The organism is Amycolatopsis nalaikhensis, assembly GCF_030264295.1.
GTDB classification, from domain to species: Bacteria; Actinomycetota; Actinomycetes; order Mycobacteriales; family Pseudonocardiaceae; genus Amycolatopsis; species Amycolatopsis nalaikhensis.
The window spans coordinates 6,575,814-6,597,518 of sequence record NZ_CP127173.1 but is presented as its reverse complement, the minus strand read 5'-3'; the positions used below and the strand labels follow the sequence as shown (position 1 = coordinate 6,597,518).

General features: G+C 71.9%; 18 protein-coding genes. 10 read left to right on the top strand and 8 right to left on the bottom strand.

Annotated features, from left to right (window positions below; translation table 11 throughout):
- Positions 1–29 precede the first annotated feature (29 nt).
- Positions 30–3,101, top strand: a complete 3,072-nt coding sequence (locus QP939_RS32295; protein ID WP_285449992.1) for a glycosyl hydrolase 2 galactose-binding domain-containing protein — start codon at positions 30–32, stop codon at positions 3,099–3,101.
- A gap of 78 nt (positions 3,102–3,179) precedes the next feature.
- On the opposite strand, the gene QP939_RS32290 is transcribed toward QP939_RS32295, so the two are convergent.
- On the bottom strand, positions 3,180–3,830 hold the full coding sequence (locus QP939_RS32290) for a hypothetical protein (RefSeq protein WP_285449991.1): 651 nt from the start codon (positions 3,828–3,830) through the stop codon (positions 3,180–3,182).
- Positions 3,831–4,058: 228 nt separating this feature from the next.
- Positions 4,059–5,447: a carboxylesterase/lipase family protein gene (locus QP939_RS32285; RefSeq protein ID WP_285449990.1), complete on the bottom strand. Its 1,389-nt coding sequence runs from the start codon at positions 5,445–5,447 to the stop codon at positions 4,059–4,061.
- Positions 5,448–5,533: 86 nt separating this feature from the next.
- On the opposite strand from QP939_RS32285, the gene QP939_RS32280 reads away from it, so the two are divergent.
- Both QP939_RS32280 and QP939_RS32275 read left to right on the top strand, forming a co-directional pair.
- Positions 5,534–7,417, top strand: coding sequence for a Na+/H+ antiporter (locus tag QP939_RS32280; protein ID WP_285449988.1), 1,884 nt, complete (start codon positions 5,534–5,536; stop codon positions 7,415–7,417).
- Between the two features lie 10 nt (positions 7,418–7,427).
- The gene (locus QP939_RS32275) at positions 7,428–8,114 is read left to right on the top strand and encodes a histidine phosphatase family protein (RefSeq protein ID WP_285449987.1); all 687 of its coding nucleotides are present in this window, start codon (positions 7,428–7,430) and stop codon (positions 8,112–8,114) included.
- Here QP939_RS32275 and QP939_RS32270 read toward each other — a convergent pair.
- From QP939_RS32270 to QP939_RS32260, 3 genes are all read right to left on the bottom strand, one after another.
- Positions 8,098–8,844 (bottom strand): ABC transporter permease, encoded by a 747-nt coding sequence (locus tag QP939_RS32270; protein ID WP_285449985.1) that lies wholly within the window; start codon positions 8,842–8,844, stop codon positions 8,098–8,100. The genes QP939_RS32275 and QP939_RS32270 overlap by 17 nt on opposite strands.
- Before the next feature lie 22 nt (positions 8,845–8,866).
- A complete protein-coding gene (locus QP939_RS32265; protein ID WP_285449984.1) occupies positions 8,867–9,337 on the bottom strand; it encodes an MmpS family transport accessory protein in 471 nt (156 codons plus the stop codon).
- A 123-nt stretch (positions 9,338–9,460) separates the two neighbouring features.
- Positions 9,461–9,886, bottom strand: a complete 426-nt coding sequence (locus QP939_RS32260; protein WP_285449983.1) for an NUDIX hydrolase — start codon at positions 9,884–9,886, stop codon at positions 9,461–9,463.
- Positions 9,887–9,895: 9 nt separating this feature from the next.
- Here QP939_RS32260 and QP939_RS32255 point away from each other — a divergent pair, with 9 nt between their 5' ends.
- The 4 genes from QP939_RS32255 to QP939_RS32240 all read left to right on the top strand — a co-directional run bounded on the left by QP939_RS32255 (position 9,896) and on the right by QP939_RS32240 (position 13,522).
- Complete coding sequence (locus tag QP939_RS32255) at positions 9,896–10,780, top strand: helix-turn-helix domain-containing protein (protein WP_285449982.1); 885 nt, start codon at positions 9,896–9,898, stop codon at positions 10,778–10,780.
- Between the two features lie 109 nt (positions 10,781–10,889).
- Positions 10,890–11,867 carry a LacI family DNA-binding transcriptional regulator gene (locus QP939_RS32250; RefSeq protein ID WP_285449981.1) on the top strand — a complete coding sequence of 326 codons (978 nt, stop codon included), beginning with the start codon at positions 10,890–10,892 and terminating at the stop codon, positions 11,865–11,867.
- 365 nt (positions 11,868–12,232) lie between these two features.
- Entirely contained in the window at positions 12,233–12,814 is a 582-nt protein-coding gene (locus QP939_RS32245; protein WP_285449980.1) for a MerR family transcriptional regulator, read from the top strand.
- Between the two features lie 51 nt (positions 12,815–12,865).
- Complete coding sequence (locus QP939_RS32240; RefSeq protein WP_285449979.1) at positions 12,866–13,522, top strand: RES family NAD+ phosphorylase; 657 nt, start codon at positions 12,866–12,868, stop codon at positions 13,520–13,522.
- Here the strand turns inward: QP939_RS32240 and QP939_RS32235 are convergent.
- From QP939_RS32235 to QP939_RS32225, 3 genes are read right to left on the bottom strand one after another with little or no spacing between them, the layout of a single operon-like run.
- Positions 13,504–14,172 (bottom strand): HAD family hydrolase, encoded by a 669-nt coding sequence (locus tag QP939_RS32235; RefSeq protein WP_285449978.1) that lies wholly within the window; start codon positions 14,170–14,172, stop codon positions 13,504–13,506. The genes QP939_RS32240 and QP939_RS32235 overlap by 19 nt on opposite strands.
- Complete coding sequence (locus tag QP939_RS32230; RefSeq protein WP_285449977.1) at positions 14,154–16,097, bottom strand: S9 family peptidase; 1,944 nt, start codon at positions 16,095–16,097, stop codon at positions 14,154–14,156. The genes QP939_RS32235 and QP939_RS32230 overlap by 19 nt, the downstream gene beginning before the upstream one ends.
- A gap of 52 nt (positions 16,098–16,149) precedes the next feature.
- Positions 16,150–17,112, bottom strand: a complete 963-nt coding sequence (locus QP939_RS32225) for a TerC family protein (RefSeq protein WP_285449975.1) — start codon at positions 17,110–17,112, stop codon at positions 16,150–16,152.
- Positions 17,113–17,416: 304 nt separating this feature from the next.
- On the opposite strand from QP939_RS32225, the gene QP939_RS32220 reads away from it, so the two are divergent.
- From QP939_RS32220 to QP939_RS32210, 3 genes are read left to right on the top strand one after another with little or no spacing between them, the layout of a single operon-like run.
- Positions 17,417–20,284, top strand: a complete 2,868-nt coding sequence (locus QP939_RS32220; RefSeq protein ID WP_285449974.1) for an alpha/beta fold hydrolase — start codon at positions 17,417–17,419, stop codon at positions 20,282–20,284.
- Positions 20,281–21,204, top strand: a complete 924-nt coding sequence (locus tag QP939_RS32215; RefSeq protein ID WP_285449973.1) for an ABC transporter permease — start codon at positions 20,281–20,283, stop codon at positions 21,202–21,204. The genes QP939_RS32220 and QP939_RS32215 overlap by 4 nt, the downstream gene beginning before the upstream one ends.
- Before the next feature lie 27 nt (positions 21,205–21,231).
- Positions 21,232–21,705, top strand: coding sequence for a hypothetical protein (locus QP939_RS32210; RefSeq protein WP_285449972.1), 474 nt, complete (start codon positions 21,232–21,234; stop codon positions 21,703–21,705).

Below are 21,705 nucleotides of genomic sequence, written 5' to 3'. Positions count from 1 at the left end.
CGCCGCCGCGGTGCCTAGGAGGCGCGCTAGTGAACAATCGGCAGAGAAGAACCCTTCGGCTCGTCTCGGCGGTCGCCCTGGCCGTCGCCGTGAGCGGGGCGACCGTCCCGGCGGCGACCGGGCAGGAGCCGGCGCGCCCGGCGGTCGCGGCCGCGGCCCCGGCCACCGCCGTCCCCGGCTTCCTGATCCAGACGTCGGCGCAGGTCAGCGACGACTCCGCGGTCTCCAAGCCCGGCTACAACACCTCCGGCTGGTACCCGGTCGGCCCGCGCTCGACCGTCTACGCCGGCCTGCTGGCCAACGGCAAGTACGCCGACCCGTTCTACTCGACGAACATGAAGAACGTGCCGACCGCGGACTTCAAGGTCCCGTGGTGGTACCGCACCGACCTCACGGTCGCCGACACCTCCCAGCGCACCTACCTGGACTTCAGCGGCGTGCTGTCCAAGGCCGACGTCTGGGTCAACGGGACGCGGGTCGCGGACAAGACGCAGGTCAACGGCGCCTACACGCGGCACGACCTGGACATCACCGCCCTGGTGAAGGCGGGCACGAACAGCGTCGCGTTCAAGGTCTACCCGAACGACCCGGACAAGGACCTGTCGATGGGCTGGATCGACTGGGCGCAGACCCCGCCGGACCAGAACATGGGCATCGTCCGCGACGTCCTCGTGCGCCGCAGCGGCCCGGTGGCGCTGCGCGGCGGCCACGTCGTCACGAAGCTGACCGGGCTGACCCACGCCGATCTGACGGTGAAGGCCGACGTCCGCAACGACTCGGCCAACGCGGTGTCGACGACGGTCTCCGGCACGGTCGCCGGACGAGCGATCAGCCAGACGGTGAGCCTGGCCGCCAAGGAGAAGAAGACCGTCACCTTCCCGGTGGTCGGGATCGACAACCCGCAGATCTGGTGGCCCGCCGGGATGGGCGGGCAGCCGCTCTACGCCCTCGACCTGACCGCGAGCGTCGGTGGCACGGCGTCGGACAGCTCGCACTCGAGCTTCGGCGTCCGCCAGGTCACCGCGAACAAGAACTCGAGCGGCGGCCGCGCGTACACGATCAACGGGCGTCCGCTGCTGATCAAGGGCGGCGGCTACTCGCCGGACCTGTTCCTGCGCTGGAACGAGCAGTTCGCGGCCGACAAGCTCGCCTACGTCAAGGACCTCGGGCTCAACACCGTGCGCCTGGAGGGGCACATCGAGCCGGACGAGTTCTTCGACCTCGCCGACCGGATGGGCGTGCTCACGCTGCCCGGCTGGGAGTGCTGCGACAAGTGGGAGGGCCAGGTCAACGGCAGCGAGAAGGGTGACCCGTGGACGGCCGCGGACTACCCGATCGCGAAGGCGTCGATGACCGCGGAGGCCGAGCGCCTGCGCGACCACCCGAGCGTCATCTCGTTCCTGATCGGCAGCGACTTCGCGCCGGACGCGACGATCGAGAAGAACTACCTCGACGCGCTCAGCGCCGCGGACTGGCCCACCCCGGTGGTGCCGGCCGCGTCGGCGAAGTCGTCGCCGCAGCTGGGTTCGTCGGGCATGAAGATGAACGGCCCGTACGACTGGATCCCGCCGGTGTACTGGTACGACAAGGCGCACTCCGACGGCGGTGGCGCGTGGAGCTTCAACTCCGAAACCAGCGCCGGGCCGGACATCCCGACGATGGACACGCTCAAGCGGATGATGTCGGCCGGCGAGCTGGACACGCTGTGGAAGGACCCGTCGGCCGCGCAGTACCACCGGTCCTCGTCGTCGACGTTCGGCAACCTGAAGCTGTTCGGTGACGCGCTTTCCGGCCGCTACGGCGCGCCGTCGAGCCTCGCCGACTACGTGCGGAAGGCGCAGCTGGCAAAGTACGAGAACGTCCGCGCCGAGTTCGAGGCGCACTCGCGCAACTTCAGCGACAGCTCGAACCCGGCCACCGGGATCATCTACTGGATGCTCAACAGCGGATGGACGTCGCTGCACTGGCAGCTGTTCGACGCCTACCTCGACCAGAACGGTTCGTACTTCGGGGCGAAGAAGGCGAACGAGCCGCTGCACATCCAGTACTCGTACGACACGAAGTCCGTCGTGGTGGTGAACCACAACCACGACGCGGCGTCGGGCCTGACCGCCCGCGTGCAGCTGTTCAACCTGGACGGGACGGCGAAGTTCGACCAGTCCAAGGCCGTTTCGGTGGGCGGCGACGGCGCGAAGACGACGGCGCTGACCATCGGCTCGGTGAGCGGGCTTTCGCCGACGTACCTGGCGAAGCTGGTCCTGACGGACGCCTCGGGCAAGGAGGTCAGCCGCAACGTATACTGGCTGTCCACCAAGGCCGACGCGCTCGACTGGAACAACAGCGACTGGTACTACACGCCGACGACGTCGTACGCGGACCTGTCCGGGCTGAACGGCCTGGCCCAGGTCGCGGTGGACCCGACCGCGTCGACGACGACGAACGCCGACGGCACCACGACGACCAAGGTCACCCTGAAGAACAACTCCTCCGGCAAGGTGCCGGCGTTCTTCGTCGACGCGCACGTGGTCGACCCGGCGGGCGCGCCGGTGCTGCCGGTGCGGTGGACCGACAACCAGGTCAGCCTGTGGCCGGGCGAATCGACCACGCTGACGGCGACGTACCGGACCGCGGACCTCAAGGGCGCCAAGCCGTCCGTGCGGATCGCGGGCTGGAACACCGGGACGAAGACGATCCCGGCGGACGGCACGGTGACCCCCGGCACCCCGGCGGACTACCAGGCCGAGGACGCCACGATCACCAACGGCGCGGCGGAGTCCAACCACCTCGGGTTCACCGGCACCGGGTTCGTCAACTACGACAACGTGACGGGCAGCGCGGTGGAGTTCTCGGTGACGGCGGCCGCGGCGGGCCCCGCGAACGTCGTGCTCCGGTTCGCCAACGGCACCACGACGAACCGGCCGATGGACATCGCGGTCAACGGCGTGAAGGTGGCGTCGGGCGTGGCGTTCGGCGGGACGGGCAACTGGGACACGTGGCAGACGGTCACGGTCCCGGTGACCCTGACGGCGGGCACGAACAAGATCAAGGCGACGGCGACGACCGCCAACGGCGGCCCGAACCTGGACAAGATCACGGTGTAGTTCAAGTTCGTGAAGGCCACCTTGAGGAGGTTGAATTTCCTCAAGGTGGCCTTCACGGCGTTGCGGGAGATCCGGTGATCAGCCGCCTTCCGGTCGATTGTCCCGAGTCTTCAGCTGGGCCAGCTGTCCTGCTTCGGTTTCCGGCAGTGCCGCAGCGGCGTCGCTGAGTGCGTTCAGAACAGACCGGGGGTTGTCGAGCAACGACGGATCGCGGTCGAGCATGGCGATCTCCGCCTGGGTCAGGTTGCGCACGAGCGGAACACCGTCGATCTTGACGATCAGCACTGACCCGATCTGGACCAAGGCCGTCGATGAGGCCTGAAGGGCGACGAGCAGCTTCGCGACCGCGTCGCCCTGAGCTTGGTCCACCTGCGCCTGGTTCTTGGTGAGGAGCTGGAGCTCGACCCCGCGCTCGATCTTCTCGAGACGTCGACGCATTTCTTCCGACGAACCGGCCCGGCGCAGCCGGAAGACGAGGGAACGACGCCAAGATCCCTGTTGCGCCGGAAACGCGCGAACCACCGCGAACCCATGCGCGTCCAGCAAGTTCTTGACGGCTTCCTGAACCCCGGCACTGCCCGACTCGTCTTCGAGCCAGATCCGGACGGGGATCGGGAGCTGGACCGGAACGCCGCCGTGCGAGAGGGGCGCTGCGATGCCCGCGGCCTCAGGATCACCTTTGAGGTGGCCTTCAACGCGTTGTTGCAGGGCCCGTTGGATGGCAACCACGCCGCGACGCCGTTCGGCGGATGACTGATCCGACCCGTTGCCACCTCCAGGTTGGGCAGGCCGCCGCCGACGACGCGTGAGCTGCCGCTGTCTTGTCAGACGCGACGAGTCGCTTGGCCCTGAGCTCATTCAGCCGCCTCCGGTCTCGCGTGGGCATCGAGGACGGCTACTAGGTCGCAGCTACCGCACCTTCTGCTACACCGTCCGGTGGTTCGCGCCGCCCTCGGCTCAGTCCCAGAGGAGGCGCTGCTCGCGGTCCGGGTCGGTGACCGTCGTGGAGACGTCGTCGAAGATGCGCGTGACCCGGTCCGCCGCCGTGTAGCGCGGCCAGCCCGGGTCGCCCGTCGTGATGAACCGGACCCACGCGCCGAACATCTCCGTCGCCACCGCCTGCATCCGCTCGGCCGGGAACGTCCGCCCGGCGAAGAGGAACCGCCAGTTGCGGTTGCGGATGTCGTCGAACACCAGCGGCAGGTCGAGCCCGTGCGCCGCGCCCAGGCCGCGGCCGCGCGGGGCGATCCGCCAGTCGAGCCGGTACATCCAGGCGTCCGGCTGGGCCTCGGCGAAGCGGATCGCCGGGATCCACCAGTCGGCCGCGGTCAGCGCGCGGTTGCGGACCTGGTCCTCCGGCCAGTCCGGCAGGAGGGCGGCGTAGGCCGCGACGGCCTTCTCGACCTCCTCCTCCGTCAACACCGTCGAGCCGACGCCGAGGAGCTTCGCGCCACCCGACTGCAGCCAGCTGAAGAGGTCCTCCTCGTCGGCCGTCGTGCCGATCAGCAGCGGGACCGCGCGGACGGCGTCCGCCGGGCGCTCCGGCAACACCTCGTCGCCGACGACGACGCGGTAGGTCACCTTGGTGCCCGAGACCGCCGAAACCCGTTGCTGCGCCTCGAGAATGCGCGTCACCGGGAGCGTGGCGAGGTCCTCCGGGGCGACGTCCAGCTCGGCGAGGACCCGCGAAGCGACGTCGGCCGCTTCGGCCGGGGTGTGCACGACCGAGCCGACGCCGGTGCCGCTCTGCACGATCGCCTGGTGGACCAGGCCGCGGGTGGCGGGCACGGCCAGCAGCGTCCCGACCGTGCGGCCGCCGTTGGACTGCCCGGCGAGCGTCACCCGCCCCGGATCGCCACCGAACGCGGCGACGTTGTCGCGCACCCACTCCAGCGCGGCGACCTGGTCGCGCAGCGACAGGTTCGAGTCGGCGACGCCGGGCAGGTGCAGCATGCCGAGCACACCGAGCCGGTAGGCGACGGTCACGACGACGACGCCCCGCCGGGCGTACGCGGACGCGTCGAACTGGTGCGGTGCGCCCATCACCCCGCCGCCGCCGTGGATCCACACCAGCACCGGGTACGAGCCGGGTGCCGCGGGCGCGTAGACGTTGAGGTAGAGGCAGTCCTCGTCGCCGGTGAAGCCGCGCCCGGTCAGCTCGGGCTGCGGCGCGCGCGGGGCCCACTCGGTCGCGTCGCGGAGGCCGGACCACGGGCGCACCGGCCGAGGAGCGCGGAACCGCAGCTCCCCCACCGGGGGTTCGGCGTACGGCACGCCGAGGAACGTCCGGACCCCGTCCTGGTCGGAGCCGCGCAGGGCGCCGGCCGCGATCTCCACCGTCGTCACGCACCCAGCCTAGGCGCGGGACGCGCGGCCGGTCGTCGAGCCCGGCCCGGTGACGCCCGCCGCGGCTCGCGGGTGATGATTACCCCGTGCACATCGCGGCAGAGATAGTGGCGCTGGTCGTGACCGTCCTCGTCGTCAGCGCGGTGGCGCGGCGGCTGGACTGGTCCGCCCCGCTGTGCCTGATCGTCGTCGGCGTCGGTGCGTCGTACGTCCCCGGCGTGCCCGAATACCACCTCGACCCCGAGGTCGTCCTGCTCGGGCTGCTGCCCCCGCTGCTCTACTCGGCCGCCATCCAGACGTCGCTGGTCGACTTCCGGAAGAACCGCGGCGCGATCGGGCTCATGTCGGTCGGGCTGGTCGTGTTCACCGCGGTCGGCGTCGGCCTGGTCGCCTGGGCCGTGATCCCCGGCCTGCCGCTGGCCGGCGGCATCGCGCTCGGCGCCGTCGTCGCGCCGCCGGACGCGGTCGCCGCCAGCGTCGTCGCCCGGCGCGTCGGGATGCCCCGCAAGCTCATCCGGCTGCTCGAGGGCGAGAGCCTGTTCAACGACGCCGCCGCGCTGGTCGCCCTCCGCACGGCCATCGCCGCGCTGGCCGGGTCGGTCAGCCTGTGGCAGGTCGGCGCGGACTTCTTCCGCGCGGCCATCGGCGGCGCCGTGGTCGGCCTGGTCGTCGGGTTCGTGGCGGCGTTCATCCGCGCCCGGCTGAACGAGCCGGTGCTCGACACCGCGCTGTCGTTCGCCGTGCCCTTCATCGCCTACATCCCGGCCGAGGCCATCCACGGCTCGGGCGTGCTCGCGGTCGTCATCGCCGGGCTGATCCTCGGGCACAAGGCACCGCAGATCCTCTCCGGCTCGACCCGGCTCGCGTCCCGGCTCAACTGGCAGACCATCCAGTTCCTGCTGGAGAACATGGTCTTCCTGCTGATCGGCCTGCAGCTGCGGCGGATCATCGCCGAGGTCACCGAAAGCGGCCTGTCGCTGGTCATGCTCACCTGGATCTGCGTCGCGGTGCTCGGCGCGACGATCCTCACCCGCGTGCTGTACCTGATCGGGATCGGCACGGTGAAGCGCCTCGAACGCCGCTTCCTGCCCGGCAAGATGAAGACGAAGATCTGGCCGTGGCGCTACTCGGCCGTGATCGCCTGGGCGGGCATGCGCGGCGTGGTGACGCTCGCGGCGGCGTTCGTGCTCCCCGCCGACACCCCACAGCGGGCGGTGCTGGTGCTCGCCGCGTTCGTCGTCGTGGCCGGCACCCTCGCGCTGCAGGGCATGACGCTGCCGACGCTCATCCGGCGGCTGCGGCTGCCCCGGCCGGACCCGGCGGAAGACGCCCTGCAGGAGGCGGCAGTCCTGCACGACATGACCCGCGCGGCGCTGGCCAGGCTCGAAGAGATCCGGACGGACGACGACCCGCCGGAGATCATCCAGCGCCTGCGCGACCGGCTGCAGCACCGCGCCGACTCGGCGTGGGAGCAACTCGGCCGCCAGAGCGCGCTGGCCGAGACGCCGAGCGACGCCTACCGCCGCCTGCGCCTCGAGCTGCTCGACGTCGAGCGCCGCCAGTTCCTCAAGGCCCGCGACAGCGGCAGCGCCGACGACGACGTCCTGCGCAAGGTCCTGGAGCGGCTCGACATCGAGGAGTCGATGCTCGACCGCGACGAGGAGGAACCCGAGGTCGAGGGCCGCGAGCTGCGCACCCCGGCGGCGACGGCGGGGTCGTGCAAGCACCTGGCCCACGAGTGGATCGAAAAGGAGCCGAGCTCGGCCGACAGCTGCGAGGCGTGCCTCGAAGAAGGGACGACGTGGGTGCACCTGCGGAAGTGCCTCAAGTGCGGCAACGTCGCCTGCTGCGACTCCTCGCCGCGCCGTCACGCCACCCAGCACTTCCACGAGTCGCGCCACCCGGTGATGCGGAGCTTCGAGCCGGGCGAGACGTGGCGATGGTGTTTCGTGGACAAGCAACTCGGCTAACCTCGGGGCCATGAGCACGCCCGAGCAGGAGATCGAGTACCGCCAGCACCGCTTCAGCCCACCGCCGGGATCCACGGAGATCTTCCTGGTGCGGCACGGCGAATCCGCCCCTGCGCGAGCGAGCCAGCCGTTCGACCTCGTCGACGGCCAAGCCGACCCGGACCTGGCGCCGGAGGGCCGCGACCACGCCCAGCGCGTCGGCGTCCGGCTGGCCGGGGAGCGGATCGACGCGATCTACGTGACGACGCTGCGCCGCACGGTCCAGACCGCCGCGCCGCTGGCCGAGAAGCTCGGGCTGACGCCCGTCGTCGAGCCGGACCTGCGCGAGATCCACCTCGGCGACTGGGAGAACGGCCTCTTCCGGAAGTACACCACCGAAGGCCACCCGATCGTCGAACGGCTGTGGACCGAGCAGCGCTGGGACGTCATCCCGGGTGCGGAGTCCGACGAGCACTTCGGCGCCCGGCTGCGCGGCGCGCTCACCCGGATCGCCGAGGCGCACCCCGACCAGCGCGTCGCGGTGTTCACCCACGGCGGCGTGATCGGCGAGGTGTTCGCGCAGGCCAGCCGCTCGGTGGAGCGGTTCGCGTTCCTCGGCGCCGACAACGGGTCGATCTCGCACCTCGTGCTGCACGGCGACACCTGGATCGTCCGGCGCTTCAACGACACCAGCCACCTGGCTACGCCGCTCGGCTGAGCTTCCCGGCCGCGACGAACTGCACGGCCACCAGGATCGAGAGGGCCTCCGCGGCGAGCAGCCCGATCAACACGAGCACCTGCGTCAAGCCCGCTTCGATCGGCCCCGCTCCGCCGAGCAGCACGCCGACGTAGGCGCCGGGGAGCGTCACCAAGCCGACCGTGCGGGTCTGGTCGAGCGCCGGGATCAGCGCGTGCCCGGCCGACGGGCGGCAGATCTCCAGCGCGGCGGGCCGCGGCAGGAAGCCGAGCGCGAGCGCGGCTTCGTACTCGCCGTGGCGGGACTTGAGCTCGTCGAGGGCGCGGCGCGCGGCCTGGGACGTCGCCGTCATCGCTCCGCCGATCACGATGCCCGCGATCGGCACGACGGCGATCGTTTTCAGCGGCACCACCCCGGCGCCGAGGACCAGGGCCAACACGGGCGCGACCCCGGCGGCGATGGACAGGGCCGTCCAGGGCAGGTTCGCCCAGGTGCCGACGCGGCGCGCCGATGTCACCGCGGCGATGCCGAACATGAGCAGCACGAACAGGCCGGTGAGCGGGGCGGACCGCAGGACGGCGGTGATCACGAGCGAGACGAGGGCCAGCTGGGCGACGGCCCGGACGGCGGCGATCAGCACGTCCCGCCCCCGCCCGAGCTCGCCGACGCGGACGACGGCCGCCCCGGCGACGGCGAGCAGGACCAGCACGGCCACGAGGGCGGGCCCGAAGGTGATCGCGGCGTCGTTCACGCCGCCGATCCTGCCGCAGGACTCAGACGGCGCAGCTGAAGAGGCCCGGCTCGGCCATGGTCTTTTCGGCGACGACGACGCCGTCGACGACGATCCGGCAGCGCAGCGGGCCGGGGCCGGGGTTGCGCGCGGCGATGCTGTAGAACTCGGTGCGCCCGACCGGGCCGACCTGGGTGAACGCCGCCGACCACGGCGTCGTCACCGCGGCCTCCTGCTTCAGTTCCGAGCCCGCGCCGGCGTAGGTGACGTTGCTCGCGCCGTGCGCGCCGAGCAGCTCGTAGACGACGGAGTGGCTGACGGTGGCGACGGCGGCCGGGACGACCGGCGCGGCGACCGGCACCGCCTTGGCGGGCCCGCGCCCGGAGCGCGGCACGACGTACGACGTCACGAAGAAGGCGGCGGCGAGCACGCCCAGGACGACCACGACGCTGCCGGCGGACTTGGCGCGGCCCGCGCAGTCGCGGTCCGGCCGGGTCGCGGTGGGAACACCCATGGAAAGGTCTTCTCTCGTCCCGCGCACTCCTGTCGAGTGCGTCGTCTACATCTCGCCGTGACCTCACTCCGCGTTAGCAGGCCTTCGCAAGATGTCCGACTTTCACCCGAACGGGTGCCCTGTTCAGTCGACCAAACCGGCGGCGGCGAGCATCTTCAGGACGCGCTGACCAGCGGGCGGGCAGGCGTCGGCTTCGGCGAAGCTGAGCCAGGCGGCTTCGGCGATCTCGCGTGACGGCGTCGGCTCTCCGCTGTGGTCGGCGGTGTAGCAGGTCATGCGGACGAGCCTGCCGTCGGCGAACCCGTCGGCCTGTTCTTCGAGGACGGCGAAGAAGCGGAAGCTCAGCGGGTCGAGTTCGACGCCGAGTTCCTCGCGGATCTCCCGGCACAGGCCGCCGACGTCGCCTTCGCCGGGCTCGCGCTTGCCGCCGGGCAGGTAGAACTTCGCCTTGCCGGCGGTGCGGACGGAGAGCAGGCGCCGGTCGCGGACGTGGATCCAGGCGAGCGAGTCGATGGTTCCGTCGGAGATTTTGTCGGACCCCGGGTGCATGATCGGAGTATGTACGAGGAGGCGCCACCGCCGGGGCCGCTGGCGGGAGTGGCGCGCTGCGTGTGGCGATCGGCGACGGCGGGACCGAAGCGGATCGTCCCGGACGGCTGCCTGGACCTGGTCGTGGGCGACGGCGCGGTGTTCGTGGCGGGCCCGGACACGTCGGCGTGGTCATCGGTGACCAGGCCGGAGGCGGAGCTGCGCGGGGTCCGGTTCACGCCGGGCCGGGCCGCGGCGGTGCTCGGAGTGGCGGCGGACGAGCTGCGCGACCGGCGGGTGCCGTTGGCGGAGTTGTGGGGAAGGTCCGGGGAGGAGCTGGCGGAGCGGCTGCTGGCGGGTGAGATTTCCCCGGCGCGAGCGGTTGCGACGAGGTTGGGCGAGGTCCCGGAGCCGGACCCGGCGGTGGCGGCGTTGATCGAGCAACTCGACGCGGGAGCGGCGCGGGTATCGGACGCGGTGGCGATGCTGGCGGCCCCCGAGCGCCCCAAGGCCACATTGGTTGCGTCAGACGCACCGAAGGCCGCCTTGGTTGCGTCTGACGCACCGAAGGCCACATTGGGGCGCTCGGGGCGACGCGACGCTCGTGAGGTCGATCTGGCTGCCGCTCGCGTCGAAGATCCCTTCGCCATCAGCGAGCGGCGGCTGCGGCGGCGGTTCGTCCAAGCCGTCGGGTACGGGCCCGCCACCTACCTCCGCGTCACCCGCTTCCAACGGGCCGTCGCCCTCGCTCCCCACTCCCCCGGCCTCGCCGCGCTGGCCGCCGCCGCGGGGTATGCCGATCAAGCTCACCTCAGCCGGGACTGCCGGGCCCTCACCGGGCTCACTCCTCGTGCCTACTTCGCTCGTCCCTCCACTGTGGACTCCACGGAGGGTGATCGGCTCCGTTCGGCGTAACCCGTGCGGGCAACCGGAAGTGGCAGGAAAGCCCGGAAAGGTAAGCGGACGGTAAACGACCACCGGGAGCGCTATTCTCCCCTCGAAGCGTGATCAGGCGGGAGGGCGTGTGGCCACCATCAGCGACGTCGCCGCGCGGGCCGGCGTCTCCACGGCGACCGTGTCGCGCGCGCTCAACGGCAAGTCCACTGTGGACCCGACGCTCGCCGCGCGGGTCCAGGAAGCCGCCGCCGAGCTCGGGTACCACCCGAACGGCCTGGCCCGGAACCTGCGCCGGCAGGAAACCGCCGTCCTCGCGCTGATCATCTCCGACGTCGAGAACCCGTTCTTCACCGCCATCGCGCGCGGCGTCGAAGACCTCGCCCAGCGCTCCGGCTACTCCGTCGTGCTCTGCAACTCCGACGAAAACGAAGACAAAGAGCGCCGCTACATCGAAGTCGCCCTGCAGGAGCGCGTCGCCGGAGTGGTGTTGTCGCCCACCGGCCGGTCGACGAACGTCGAAGGCCTGCGCCGCCAGGGGACGCCGCTGGTGGCCGTCGACCGGCCGCTGCCCGCCGACGCGGGTGACCAGGTCCTCGTCGACACCCGGCACGCCGCCGCCGAGGCGACGCGTCACCTCCTGAAGGGCGGCTACCGCCGCATCGGCTGCCTGACCGGCCCGAGCGGCGTCCGTACCGCCGACGACCGCCTGGCCGGCTACCGCGACGTCGTCGGCGAGGAGAACGCCCTCTTCCGGCGCGCGGAGTACCGCGCCGAAGGGGCCCGGCTGGCCGCGCTGGAGCTGCTGGACGAGCCGTCGCCGCCGGACGCGCTCCTCGTCGCGAACAGCACGATGGCCATCGGGGTGCTCGAAGCCCTGTCGGCGCGCGGCCTGCGCTCGGGCCGCGACGTCGGCATCGTCTCGTTCGACGACGCCCCCTGGACGACGCTGATCGATCCGCCGCTCACCGTGGTCGCCCAGCCCGCCTACGAAGTCGGCCGAGTGGCGGCTCAGCTGCTCCTGGCCCGCATCGCCGACAGCAGCCGCGACGCGACCACCACGACACTCGAAGCCCGCCTGATCGAGCGGAAGAGCTCCCGCCGCTGACCCCTGCGGCGCCGGAAGCGGAGATCGCCGCGTGACCCACCGGGAGCGACGTGCCTGAGGGGTCCGGCTCGTGCCAGGCCCCCCAGGCACGCCCCACCCCCTGTGTCCCCCATGCCCGGCGCCAACCCGCCGGATCCTGTGAGCACGGAGCGGAAATCGTTTACTCACACGGAACGTAAGGCCGAAGACGCACACTGTCAAGCCTGGACAACCTCGCCTGTTCCGGGGAGACTAGCCGGAAGTTGCCTACTCAACGTGTTGGATGATGTGCCCTCGGTGTCGATCTCTGGTGAATTCGACCACAGACAGGGCAAGAAACCGCACGAACCCGCACACCCGCGCTGTTTCGGGTTAGTCTGAACCCCATGTCTGTAGCGCTGGAGAACATCCTCGCCAAGGCGGGCCTGAAGGTCGACGCGAACGAGTTCCTCACGCTCGTCGAAGACGCGGCGCGCAGACTGTCCCCACCGAACCCCGATCCGTCGCACTACTTCTCCGCCGATCAGCGGGCCGCGCTCACCGACGTCGGCCTCGATCTGTCCCCGCGGCGCGAAGACGAACCCGACTTCCGCGCCCGGACCGTCGCCGCCCACGCCGTGCTCGCCGAAGGCGCCCTCAGCGTCAACGAAGCCGCGAAGACCCTCGGGGTCGACGACAGCCGGATCCGGCACCGCCTCAAGGAAGGCAGGCTGACCGGGTGGAAGGACGGCGGCTGGCGGCTCCCCGCGTGGCAGTTCGCCGGCTCGGGCGTGCTGCCCGGCCTGGAGGTCGTGCTCAGGGCCCTGCCCGCGGACCTGCCCGCGCTCGTCGTCGCCGCCTTCATGAGCACCCCGCAGTCCGACCTCGTGATCAACGAGCACCCGGCGACACCCCGCCAGTGGCTGCTCTCCGGGGGTGACCCGGACCACGTCGCCCGCCTCATCGCCACGCTCGGCACGCCGTTCTAGGCTGGACCTCCCCGAGCAAGATCACCGACAAGGACGGACCACCCCCGACCCATGGCCCGGCTCCCGCTGCCGCCCGCCCGATCCGTCCTGGTCCGGCAGCTGAACCGCGCGCACGACGTCGTGACGGTCCAGCCCGCGACCAGGCTGGTGCGGATCTTCACCGCGCACGGCAACCACCCCCAGCAGTGGAACTCGTTCCGCTACACCGGCCCGCTCCCGCACGGCCGGTTCGACCAGCAGTCGCCCGGCCGCGGCGGCGCGCCGGTCACCGACCCCGCGAACGGGGTGCTCTACTTCGGCCTCACCGTGCGCACCTCGGTCGCCGAGGTGTTCCAGACCAGCTCGACCGTCGACCGCCGGACGCGCGGGCCGCGGCTGGTCGTCGTCCGGCCCACCCGCGGCCTGCGCCTGCTCGACCTCACCGGCCTGTGGCCGACGCGGGTGGGTGCGTCGCAGGAGATCTCCAGCGGGCCGAAGAAGCTCACGCAGGCCTGGGCCCGCGCGATCCGCGGCGCGTTCAGCGACCTCGACGGCCTCTGGTACCGCTCGTCGATGGACTCCGGCGACCCCGCGATCTGCCTGTGGGACCCGCCGGCGGGCGCGGCCCTGCCGATCGCGCCGGACGTGCTGCTGCCGCTGGACCACCCGGGCCTGGACGTCCCGCTGGGCCGTGTCTGCGAAGAGCTGAACTACACGCTGCTGAACTGAGCTTCGAGCAGCGGGACGACCGCCCGCAGATCACCGGAGTCGACGACGTGCGTGGCGGCCGCGCGGGCCGCGGCGTCGGCGTTGAACGCGATGCTCGTGCCGACCTCGGCGAACAGGGGCAGGTCCGACCGGCTGTCCCCGATCGCGGCGCACCGCGACACCACGACCCCGTGTTCGCGCGCCTGCGCCAGGGCGAAGTCCCGCTTGCCGTACTCGTCGAGGTGCCCCGCGACGACGCCGGTGTAGCGGCCGCCCTCGAGCCCGGGCACCGTGCCGCAGTAGGCGGCGAACCCGAACCGGGCGGCGAGCATCCGGCCGACCGGCGCCCACGCGAGCGTGGACAGCACCGGACGCAGGCCGCGGGCGACGCACCACGCCACCGTCTCGGCGATCCCGCCGACCAGCGGCAGCGCGTCGAGGTGCGCCTGGATCTCCGCTTCGGTGCGCCCGGCCCAGCCGCGCGCGTCGATCGTCGCCACCTCTTCGTTGCTGCTGCGCCCTTCGGCGTAGGCCACCTCGGCGGCGAGCAGCTCGTCCGCGCACCCGAGCCGCTCCGCGACCCACGCCGACGAGCTCGTGCCGGGCACGAGCGTGCCGTCGACGTCGAAGCAGACCAGGCCCCGCGGGGCGGTCACAGGTGCCGCGCCCACCAGTCGAGGATCGCCTCGAAGCGCTGGACCCGGTGCCGCGGGCGGCCGGAGCGGCTCAGCTCGTGGCCTTCGCCGGGGAACAGCAGGAACTCCGCCGGAGCGCCCGCGCGCCGCAACGCCACGAACATCCGCTGCGCCTGCTCCAGCGGGCAGCGCCAGTCCTGCTCCGAATGTACCACCGCGAACGGGATCTCGATCTTCGCCGCGTAGGTGAGCGGCGAACGGTCGCGCTGCACCTCCGGGTCGGCCCCGATGTAGGCGTCGACGAAGAAGTAGCCGATGTCGGAGCTGCCGACCATGGAGTCCCACGCGTTGACCGCGCGCTCGCTCCACGCCGCCTTGAACCGGTCGCCGTGGTGGGCGGCCAGCCAGCTCGTCATGAACCCGCCGTACGAGCCGCCCATGATGCCGACGCGCGAGGCGTCGAGGTCCGGCCGCTCCAGCGCCTTGTCCAGCAGCGCCAGGACGTCGTCGACGTCGACCGTGCCGAAGCCGAACGTGATCGAGTGGCCGTGGGTCTGCCCGTAGCCCGCGGAGCCGCGCGGGTTGCCGAGCACCACCGCGTACCCGGCGGCCGCGTAGACCTGCGCCTCGTCGAACACCGCCCAGTCCTGCTGGGTGAACGGGCCGCCGTGGACGACGCGCAGCACCGGGTGCGGACCCTCGCCCTCGGGCAGCACCAGCCAGCCGTGCACCGGGTAACCGTCCGGCGCGGTCGTCTCCAGCTCGATCATCGGGCGGATGCCCTTGTCCCGCAACGGCTTCGAGTAGTCGGTCAGCACCCGCGGCTCGCCGTCGCCGAGCAGCACGACCTCACCGGAGGTCTCCGGGGTGGCGATCACGGCCGCCAGGACCGAACCGTCGAGGGTGAACGACCGGAGCGCGGTGCGGTCGGCGTAGACCACCGGCAAGTCGGCCAGCGGAGCGTCCGCCGCCTCGACGGGAACCGCGCGCAGCTCGACCGCGCCGCGGTTGCGGACGGCCACCAGGACGTCACCCTCGCGCGGTGCGGGCGGGCCCGCCGAGGCCTCGCAGTCCACCGTCTCGATGTCGGTGAGGCGACGCGGTTTGACCGGCCCGGCGCCGAATTCGGGCGTCGCCGCGTAGAGCCCGGTCATCGCGGCCTCGCGGTGCTCCGCGAAGGACTGTCCGAAGTAGAACAACGTGCCGTCGGCGCCGAACGCCGGGCGCTCGGAGTAGCCGGGGCAGCGCACCAGGACCTCGGGTTCGCCGCCGTCGGCGGAGATCGCGCAGATGTCGCGGGAGTCGCTCTCGGCCGCGCCCCAGTCCGGCGGGGCGGTGAAGACCACGCGGGTGCCGTCCGGCGTCCACACCGGGTGGGCCGCGTCGAACCCGTCGCCGGTCAGCGGCTCGGGCTCACCCGGCTCGTCCTCGAGCGCGTCGACGACGAACAGCCGCTGCATCCGGTCGCGCAGGAACCCGACGTCGTCGATGCGGTAGTCCATGCGCGTGATCCGGCGCGGGGCCTCGGCGGCGGGCTCCGGCGTCTCGTCGCCGTCGTCCGGCGTGCCGTAGCGGCCGGGCTCGGGCACGCGGGCGGTGAACGCGATCCGCCGCGAGTCCGGTGCCCACACCGGCTCGCCGGCCCCGAGGTGCAGCGACGTCACCCGCCGCGCCTCGCCGCCGTCCGTCGGCATGACGTGCAGCTGCGGGCTGCCGTCGGCGCCCTTGCCCTCCCCCGCGCGGAGGAACGCCACCCAGCGCCCGTCCGGGGAGATCGCGGGCGCCGAGTCGCGGGGACCCTGGGTCCACGCGACGTCGCCGCCGTCGAGCGCCACCCGCCGCAGCGCGCTGTGGGCGGCGTTCGTCTTGAGGTCCGGGTTCTTGACCGCCGTCAGCAGCAGGTTCCCGCGCAGCGCGGGACGACCGGGGACGACGAGGGCTTCGATGTCGGCAGGGCGCACGTCCCCGACCGTACCCGAAATCCTTAGCGGTGCGAACGACTTTCGTCGGGACTCACGCGGCGACCTGCTTGCGCTCGTCGCTGCGGGCCTTCGCCAGGCTGGTCACCGTGGTCACGGTCAGCACGACGACGATCACCCCGAGGGAGACCCAGTTGTTGATGTCCAGCCAGTCCGGCACCACGTGGTACTCGTGCAGCGCGTGCAGGAACAGCTTCGCGCCGATGAAGGCGAGGATGACCGCGAGGCCGTAGCTGAGGTAGACGAGCTTGGTCACCAGCCCGCCGAGCAGGAAGTACAGCTGGCGCAGGCCCATCAGCGCGAACGCGTTGGCGGTGAAGACGAGGAACGCCTCCTGCGTGATGCCGAAGATCGCCGGGATCGAGTCGACCGCGAAGAGCAGGTCCGCCGAGCCGATGGCCACGATCACCAGCAGCATCGGCGTGATCATCCGCTTGCCGCCGAGCTTCACCGTGTACTTGTGGCCGTGGTAGTCCTCGGTCACCGGGGCGAACTTGCGGACCTGCCGGGTGACGGCGTTCTCGTGGTACTCCTCTTCCTCGCCCTTGTTGCGCAGCATGCTGATCGCCGTCCAGATCAGCACCGCGCCGAACAGGAAGAACACCCAGACGAACTGCGCGATCAGCGCGGCGCCGATGGCGATGAAGACGCTCCGCATGGCCAGCGCGAGCAGGATGCCGACCAGCAGCACGCGGTGCTGGTGGATGGCGGGCACCTTGAACGACGCCATGATGATCATGAAGATGAACAGGTTGTCGACGCTCAGCGAGTACTCGGTGATGTACCCGGTGAAGAACTCGACGCCCGGGTCGTGCCCGGCGAACAACCACACACCGGCGCCGAAGAGGATCGCGCACGAGACGTAGAAGATCACCCAGCGAGCGGCTTCCCCCGTGGTCACTTCGTGCGGCTTGCGATCGACGATGACCAGGTCCAGCGCGATCAGCGCGAGCAGGCCACCGATCGTGGCGATCCACAGCCACAGGGGGACAGTCATGGAACCAGAACCTCCGGATAGTGCGCAGCAGCAACTAACCGGAGGTCTCTCCCGCCGGTGAAAACACCGGCCGACGGTGCCGGGGGCGCAGGGCCACCGTGCTGACGACACCGCCGCGAAGGAATACTCCCCTCACAGCCGTTCCAGTCTGCCGGTTACCCCCGCCCGAACGCCAGCCGGGATAACCCACGTCACCGGGTTGGTCCTGTAATTTCGGTCACTTCGGTCCACCAGGTGGTCCCAGGCGTGTGATCGACGTGAGCCGGTGAGGACACTCTCAGGAAAGTTCACATACGGTCACTCCGTGCCCCGACTCCCGCTCCCGCGCACCCGCGGAGCCCGCCTCACCGCGCTCGCCGCCGTCGTCGTGGTCCTGGCCGCCGGCGCGGTTTTCTGGATCACGCGGCCCGCCGCGCCCGCGCCGGTGCCCACGCAGGACGCCCTGATCGACCTGCCCGCCGCGCCCGGCTCGGCGGAGCAGGTGAAGATCGACACGACCACCTACCTGCCCGCCGCCGTGCCCGCGCCCGCGGTGCTGCTGGCGCACGGCTTCGGCGGGGACAAGAACAGCGTCGCCGACAACGCGCGGGAGCTCGCGCGGAAGGGCTTCGTCGTGATGACGTGGTCCGCGCGCGGGTTCGGCAAGAGCACCGGCAAGATCGGGCTCAACGACCCGGACGGCGAGGTCGCCGACGCGAGCCGCCTGATCGACCGGCTCGTCGCGCAGCACCAGGTGACGCTCGACGCGAAGGGCGACCCGAAGGTCGCCGTCACCGGTGCCTCCTACGGCGGTGCGCTCTCGCTCCTGCTGGCCGGCACGGACAAGCGCGTCGACGCGATCGCCCCGGTGATCACCTACAACGACCTCGCGCAGGGCCTGGTCCCGAACGCCGCCGCGCCGAAGGCCCCGGCCGCGGGCACCCCGGCCGCCGGCGCCTTCGCGACCGACGGCGTGTTCAAGAAGAGCTGGGCCGGGATCTTCTTCTCGGCGGGCTCCGGCGCCGCCGCGAGCGGTTCGCCGTCGGCCGAAGCGCCGGAAGCCGGGCAGGAGACCGACACCGGTTCCACCGGCGCCGCGGGGACCGCCGCCGGTGCGGCGGCCGCCGTCCCCGCCGCGCCTCCGGGCGGGAACGGGCCACGCGGCGGCCCCGCCGACCCGTGCGGCCGGTTCACCGCCGCGGTCTGCCGCGCCTACACCGAACTCGGCACCACCGGGCAGGCGAGCCAGGCGAGCGTGCAGTTGCTGCGCCGCGTCTCCCCCGCGTCCGTGACGGACAAGATCACCGTGCCGACGCTGCTCGTGCAGGGTGAGAGCGACACGCTCTTCGGCCTCGACCAGTCCGACGCCACCGCCCGGCAGATCACCGCGGCGGGCGGCAAGGTCAAGACGATCTGGTACACCGGCGGCCACGACGGCGGCAAGCCCGGACCGCAGCTGCGCGCGAAGATCGCCGACTTCTTGTGGACCACGGTCGAGGGCGGCGACCCGGGCACCGGGTTCAGCTACGACGTCCAGGGCACGTTGCGCGCCAACGGAACGCCGTCCGTGCGCACCGTCAACGCCGATGCCTACCCCGGGCTGACCGGCCCGGCCACCGAGCGGCGGCTGCTGCCGATGAGCGGCCCGGCCCAGTCCGTGGTGCGGCCCGCCGGGGCGAACCCCTCGGCGGTGAGCGGGATCCCCGGCCTCAACGGCGTCGCGAGCAGCTCGTCGCGGCTGGGCGCGCTGTTCAGCAACGACCCGCCCGGCCAGGCCGCGCAGTTCACCACGGCCCCGGTCGACAGCCAGGTCGTCCTCAGCGGCTCCTCGACCGTGCGGCTGCAGGTCGCCGCGGACCCGGCGCATCCGCAGCCGGACGCGGTCCTCTTCGCGAAGCTCTACGACGTCGGCCAGGACGGCTCGCGGGTGCTGCCCGCGAACGCGATCGCGCCGTTCCGGGTGAGCGGGCTGCCCGCCGACGGGACGCCGGTCGAGGTCACGGTGACGCTGCCCGGCGTCGTCCGGCCGATCGAGGGCGGGCACTCGCTGCGGCTCGTCGTCGGCACCACCGACCAGGCGTTCGCCGCCCCGGCCGCGCCCGCGGTGTTCCGCGTCGCGCTGGCCGGCGGCACCGCGTTGGCCGTGCCGGTCGTGCCCGGGACGTCGGTCGGTTCGCCGGCGCCGGTCGGGCAGCTGGTCGGCATCGGCGTGACGCTGGCGATCGGAATCGCCGCGGTGCTCTTCGCCGCGCTGCGCCGCCGTCGCGCCACCGACGTCGACCCCGAGCTCGCCACCACCCCGCTGGTCATCGAGGGCCTGCGCAAGCAGTACGCGGGTGGGTTCGTCGCGGTGAAGGACCTGTCGTTCCGCGTCGAGCCGGGCCAGGTGCTCGGCCTGCTCGGGCCGAACGGCGCGGGCAAGACGACGACGCTGCGGATGCTGATGGGCCTGATCACGCCGACCGCGGGCAGCATCCGCGTGTTCGGTCACAAGATCACCCCGGGCGCGCCGGTGCTCTCGCGGATCGGCTCGTTCGTCGAGGGGTCCGGGTTCCTGCCGCACCTGTCCGGCCGGGCCAACCTCGAGCTGTACTGGGCGTCGACCGGGCGTCCGGCCGAGAAGGCGCACTTCGCGGAGGCCCTGGAGATCGCCGGGCTCGGCTCGGCCGTCGAACGCCGCGTCCGGACCTACAGCCAGGGCATGCGGCAGCGGCTGGCGATCGCCCAGGCGATGCTCGGCCTGCCGGAGCTGATGGTGCTCGACGAGCCGACCAACGGGCTCGACCCGCCCCAGATCCACCAGATGCGCGAAGTGCTGAAGCGGTACGCCGCGACCGGCCGCACGGTGGTGGTGTCGAGCCACCTGCTGGCCGAGGTCGAGCAGACCTGCACGCACGTCGTGGTGATGCACCGCGGTTCGCTGGTCGCCGCGGGCGAGGTCGGCGAGCTGGCCGCGGCCGGCGGCGAAGCGACGTTCCGGGTCGACGACCCGGCAGCGGCCGCGGCGGCGTTGAAGGCGGACGGCGTCACTTCGGTCGACGTCGAGGGTGACCTCGTGCACGCCAACCTCGACGGGCTGCCGCGCGCCGAGGCCGTGGCGGCGCTGGTCCGCGCCGGGGTGGCGGTCGAGCAGGCCGGACCGCGGCGCCGGTTGGAAGACGCGTTCCTGCAACTGGTCGGAGACGAATCATGAGCGAGGGTGTGCACACCGATCCGCACGCGCTCGACGAGCTGAGCGACGTCGCTTCGGCCGAACACGCGGGTGTCGGAGCGGACGGCGCGGTCGAGGGCTACAGCGCCCGGCGGACGCTCCGGCTCGGCGTCGAGCTGAGGCGCCAGCTCAAGCGGCGGCGGACGCAGTTCCTGCTGGGGTTCGTCGCGATCCTGCCGTTCATCCTGGTGATCGCGTTCGAGCTCGGGCAGTCGAACCCGAACCGGCGCAGCGGCGGGTTCGTCGACCTGGCCACGGCGTCCGCGCCGAACTTCGTCGTGCTGGCGCTGTTCGTGTCCGGGACGTTCCTGCTGCCGATGATCGTGGCGCTGTTCTTCGGCGACACGATCGCGAGCGAAGCGTCGTGGTCGAGCCTGAAGTACCTCTTGGCCGTGCCGGTGCCGAGGCAGCGCGTGCTGCGGCAGAAGGCGATCGTGTCCGGGCTGCTGTCGGCGTTCGCGCTCGTGCTGCTGCCCTTGGTGTCGCTCGGCGTCGGGGTGCTCTGGTACGGGGCGGGCGACGCGATCAGCCCGACCGGCGACGCGGTGTCCTTCGGCGACAGCATCCTGGCCATCGGGCTGTCCACTGTGTACATCATCCTGCAGCTGGCCTGGGTGGCCGGGCTCGCGCTCGCGCTGAGCGTGTCGACCGACGCCCCGCTGGGCGCGGTCGGCGGCGCGGTGCTGGTGGCGATCCTGTCGCAGATCCTCGACCAGATCACGGCGCTGGAGGGGCTCCGGAACTACCTGCCGACGCACTACGCGTTCGCGTGGATGGACCTGATCTCGACCGATGTGGACTGGACGGACCTGGCGAGCGGCCTGCTGTCGGCGGTGATCTACGGGACGGTGTTCTTCCTCTACGCCGGGCGCCGGTTCGCTCAAAAAGACGTCACCAGCTGAGGCGGCCGGCGGGCGTACGCTCCATCGATGACGTCCGTTGTGGAGTGGCACCAGCCGCCCGCGCCGCTGGTGAAGACGTTGAGCGCGGTCTTGCGCCGGGTTCTGCCGAGCCCGCTCGGCCGCGGCGTCGGCGAGTTCATGCTGCTCGCCTTCGCCGGACGCCGGACCGGCCGCCGCTACCGCCTGCCGGTGACCGCCCACCGCGACGCCGACGGGCTGTTCGCCCTGACGCCCGCGGGCTGGAAGGCGAACTTCCGGGGCGGCGCGGACGTCGACGTGACGTTCGCGGGCCGCACGTCGCCGATGCGCGGTGTCCTGGTCGAGGACGACGCCGTGACCGCGCGGACCTACCTGGACCGGATCACCGAGCTGGGCATGCGCCGCGCCGGGCGGCTGATCGGCCTGAAGTTCCCCCTCGGACGGCTGCCGACCCTCGACGAAATCGCCGAGCTGGCGCGCCGGGAACACTTCGGCGTCGTCCGGTTGAGCGGTAAAACCTGA